Source organism: Streptomyces murinus (genome assembly GCF_002154555.1).
Classification (GTDB): domain Bacteria; phylum Actinomycetota; class Actinomycetes; order Streptomycetales; family Streptomycetaceae; genus Streptomyces; species Streptomyces murinus.
Window position 1 is genome coordinate 1 of the sequence record NZ_MUNF01000054.1, and the last position, 3870, is coordinate 3870.

Sequence of the window (3870 nt, forward strand, 5' to 3'; positions counted from 1 at the left end):
CCGCTGCCAGCCGCCCTCGGCGGTGAGCACCGCCCGCAGCTCACGGCTCAGCCCGGCCCCCGCCTCCGCCTCGTCCGCCAGCAGCGCGCCGATCCGGCCGGCCACCCGCATCGCGGCGTCGAGCTGGGCGTCCGTCGGCCCGGGCTCGCCCTCCAGGAGCCAGACGTAGCCGACCACGACCCCCCGGTGCCGCACGGGCAGGCAGATCCGGCCGCGGTAGACACCCGCCTCGGGGCTCGGCGGGATACGGACCGGGCCGGTGGCGCGGGTGATGCCGAAGCCCTCGAACCAGGTGCGCACGCCCGCCGTGGAGCGCCGGGTCAGGATCGAGCGGGTGCGCACCGGGTCCAGCGCCGAGGCGTCCAGCTCGTCGTCGCTGTCGTACGTGCCGAAGGCGAGCAGCTCGAAGTCGCGGTTCTCCAGGGTCGCGGGCGCGCCCAGCAGCTCCGAGATCTCGTCCACCAGTTCCTGGTAATCACCCTTGTAATCCGCCGCCACCCGGGCATTCTCCCCCATTTTCCGGCCATCTTCATACAGATGTCTGAGATCCCGGGCACGGATGCGTGACAGCTGTCGATGGCCGACGATCAAAGGGATCCGTAGGTTTCACGGTGGTTCTCCGTGCCGTACCCGAATCGTCGGGTGATGGCCTCTTTTGGTGCTTGTCTGTGGAGGTGCCCCGTGCTGGGTCCCGTGATTCTCGCCGCGTCGCGCAGCGACCGGATGCGTCGCCTGATCTCGGCGGCCCCCGTGACCAAGCAGGTCGTCGACCGCTTCATCCCGGGTGAGACGGTGTCCGACATCGTCCCGATCATCAAGGACCTGACGGGCAAGGGCCTTCAGCTGACGATGGACGTCGTCGGCGAGGACATCACCACCCCCGCACAGGCCGAGGGAGCCCGCGACGCCTACCTCGCGCTGATCGACCACCTCAAGGAGCTGGAGCTCGGCGAGAAGGTCGAGATGTCGGTCAAGCTGTCGATGTTCGGGCAGGCGCTGGAGGGCGGCCACGAGCTGGCGCTCGCCAATGTCCGTCCCGTCGTCGAGGCCGCCGCCGCGATCGGTACGACCGTGACGCTGGACGCCGAGGACCACACCACCCTCGACTCGATGTTCGCCATCCACGAGGAGCTGCGGAAGGATCACCCGGGGACCGGCTGTGTCATCCAGGCGTACCTGTTCCGCACCGAGGCCGACGCCAAGCGGCTCGCCGAGGCCGGCAGCCGGGTCCGCCTGGTCAAGGGCGCCTACAAGGAGCCCGCCGAGGTCGCCTACCAGCAGAAGCACGAGATCGACAAGGCCTACGTGCGCATCCTGAAGACGCTGATGGACGGCGAGGGCTACCCGATGATCGGGTCCCACGACCCGCGCCTGATCTCCATCGCGCAGGAGCTCGCCCACAAGGCCGGTCGTAAGCTCGACGAGTACGAGTTCCAGATGCTGTACGGCATCCGCGGCGACGAGCATCTGCGGCTGGCCGCAGAGGGTCACCGCATGCGCGTCTACACGGCGTACGGCACCGACTGGTACGGCTATTTCATGCGCCGTCTGGCGGAGAAGCCGGCGAACCTGCGCTTCTTCCTGCGCAGCATGGTCAGCAAGGGCTGAGCCCACCACCCGCTCACGTACAAGGAGTTCGGATCTCATGGACGCTGTGACCCAGGTCCCCACCCCCGTCAACGAGCCGGTGCACGGCTATGCCCCCGGCTCGCCCGAGCGCGCCCGTCTTGAGGCCAAGCTCAAGGAGCTGGCCGAGAACCCGGTCGAGCTGCCGATGACCATCGGTGGCGAGAAGCGCCTCGGCGGCGGCGAGCCGTTCGAGGTCGTGCAGCCGCACAACCACAAGGCGGTGCTCGGCACCGGCCGCCATGCCACCCAGCAGGACGCCCAGGACGCCATCGACGCGGCCCTGGCCGCCGCTCCGGCCTGGCGTGCGATGGCCTTCGACGACCGTGCCGCGATCATCCTGCGCGCCGCCGAGCTGCTGTCCGGCCCGTGGCGCGAGACGATCGCCGCCTCCACCATGCTCGGCCAGTCCAAGACGGCCCAGCAGGCGGAGATCGACAGCCCCTGTGAGCTGGTCGACTTCTGGCGCTTCAATGTGCACTACGCCCGCCAGATCCTCGCCGAGCAGCCCCCGGCGAACTCCCCGGGCGTGTGGAACCGCATGGACCACCGCCCGCTGGAGGGCTTCGTCTACGCGATCACGCCGTTCAACTTCTCGGCGATCGCGGCGAACCTGCCCACCGCCCCGGCCCTGATGGGCAACGTGGTGGTCTGGAAGCCGTCCCCGACGCAGACGCACGCCGCCGTGCTGCTCATGCAGCTGCTGGAGGAGGCCGGTCTGCCCAAGGGCGTCATCAACCTCGTCACCGGCGACGGCATCGAGGTCTCCAAGGTCGCCCTGGAGCACCGTGACCTCGCGGGCATCCACTTCACCGGTTCGACCAAGACCTTCCAGTACCTGTGGAAGACGGTCGGCAACAACATCGAGAAGTACCGCTCGTACCCCCGTCTGGTCGGCGAGACCGGCGGCAAGGACTTCCTGGTCGCGCACCCGAGCGCCGACCGCGCGATCCTGAAGACCGCGCTGACCCGTGGTGCCTTCGAGTACCAGGGCCAGAAGTGCAGCGCCACCTCCCGCGCGTACATCCCGGCCTCCATCTGGAACGCCGGTTTCAAGGAGGAGTTCGCGGCCGAGGTCGACCACCTCACCATGGGTGATGTGACGGACCTGTCCAACTTCATGGGCGCCGTCATCGACGACCGCTCCTTCGCCAAGAACAAGGCCGCGATCGACCGCGCCAAGGCGGACGCGACCTGCACGATCGTCGCGGGCGGCACGTACGACGACTCGGTCGGCTACTTCGTGCGCCCGACCGTCATCGAGTGCTCCGACCCGGAGAACGAGGTCTTCACGACCGAGTACTTCGGCCCGGTGCTCGCGGTCCACGTCTACGAGGACGACAAGTACGACGAGATGCTGACCCAGATGGAGTCGGTCTCGGACTACGCCCTCACCGGGTCGGTCATCTCCAATGACCGTGCGGCGGCCGCGTACACGATGGAGAAGCTCCGCTACGCGGCGGGCAACTTCTACATCAACGACAAGTCGACCGGCGCCGTGGTCGGCCAGCAGCCCTTCGGCGGCGGCCGCGCCTCCGGCACCAACGACAAGGCCGGTGCCCCCCAGAACCTGATGCGCTGGACCCTGACCCGCGCCATCAAGGAGACCCTGGTCCCGCCGACCGACTACACGTACCCGCACATGGGCTGACCCCCAGCCCGCCCGAACGACGGGCCGGAAAGCCTGACCCCCCGAGCAGGCTTCCCGGCCCGTTTCCAATTCCCGGCGCGCGTCGACGGCCGGGTGCCACACTGGTGGTCATGACCGTCCGGCTCCGCCTCGCCCACACCGCCGATCTCGACTCCGCCGAACTCGCCGAGATCCGCGCCCTGTTGGACGCCGCCTTCGGTGGAAACTTCTCCGACGAGGACTGGGACCACGGTCTCGGCGGTCTGCATGTGCTGATCCGGGACGGCTCCGGTCTCGCCGCGCACGGGGCGGTCGTCATGCGGCGGCTGCGGAACGCCGGGCGCTGGCTGCGCACCGGGTACGTCGAGGCCGTGGCCGTGCGCGCGGACGCGCGGCGGACCGGACTCGGCGGCCGGGTGATGGCGGAGCTCGAACGGACGATCGAACGGGCCTACGATCTCGGCGCGCTGTCCGCCAGCGCGAAGGGGGCCCCGCTGTACATCGCGCGCGGCTGGCGGCGCTGGGAGGGGCACGTGTGCGCCCTGTCGCCGAAGGACGGGATCGTGCGGCTGCCCGCGGAAGAAGGCAGCTTCTATGTACGACCCTGCCCCGAC

Annotated in this window: 3 protein-coding genes and 1 pseudogene; 3 read left to right on the forward strand and 1 reads right to left on the reverse strand. The window is 69.3% G+C overall.

From position 1 onward, the window contains the following. Positions 1–516, reverse strand: a pseudogene (locus CCN72_RS04080) (PucR family transcriptional regulator); the annotation flags it as partial. Positions 517–681: 165 nt separating this feature from the next. Between CCN72_RS04080 and CCN72_RS04085 the strand changes: the two are divergent. From CCN72_RS04085 to CCN72_RS04095, 3 genes are all read left to right on the forward strand, one after another. Next, positions 682–1608, forward strand: coding sequence for a proline dehydrogenase family protein (locus CCN72_RS04085; protein WP_086806356.1), 927 nt, complete (start codon positions 682–684; stop codon positions 1606–1608). 37 nt (positions 1609–1645) lie between these two features. After that, complete coding sequence (gene pruA, locus CCN72_RS04090; protein ID WP_086806357.1) at positions 1646–3277, forward strand: L-glutamate gamma-semialdehyde dehydrogenase; 1632 nt, start codon at positions 1646–1648, stop codon at positions 3275–3277. 110 nt (positions 3278–3387) lie between these two features. Beyond that, positions 3388–3870 (forward strand): GNAT family N-acetyltransferase (locus CCN72_RS04095; RefSeq protein WP_086806358.1); only part of this gene is annotated, 483 nt, incomplete at its 3' end.

What these genes read in the sequence shown, in the direction of transcription:
- pruA (WP_086806357.1), top strand. Translation starts at nt 1,646, where the DNA reads ATGGACGCTGTGACCCAGGTCCCCACCCCCGTCAACGAGCCGGTGCAC.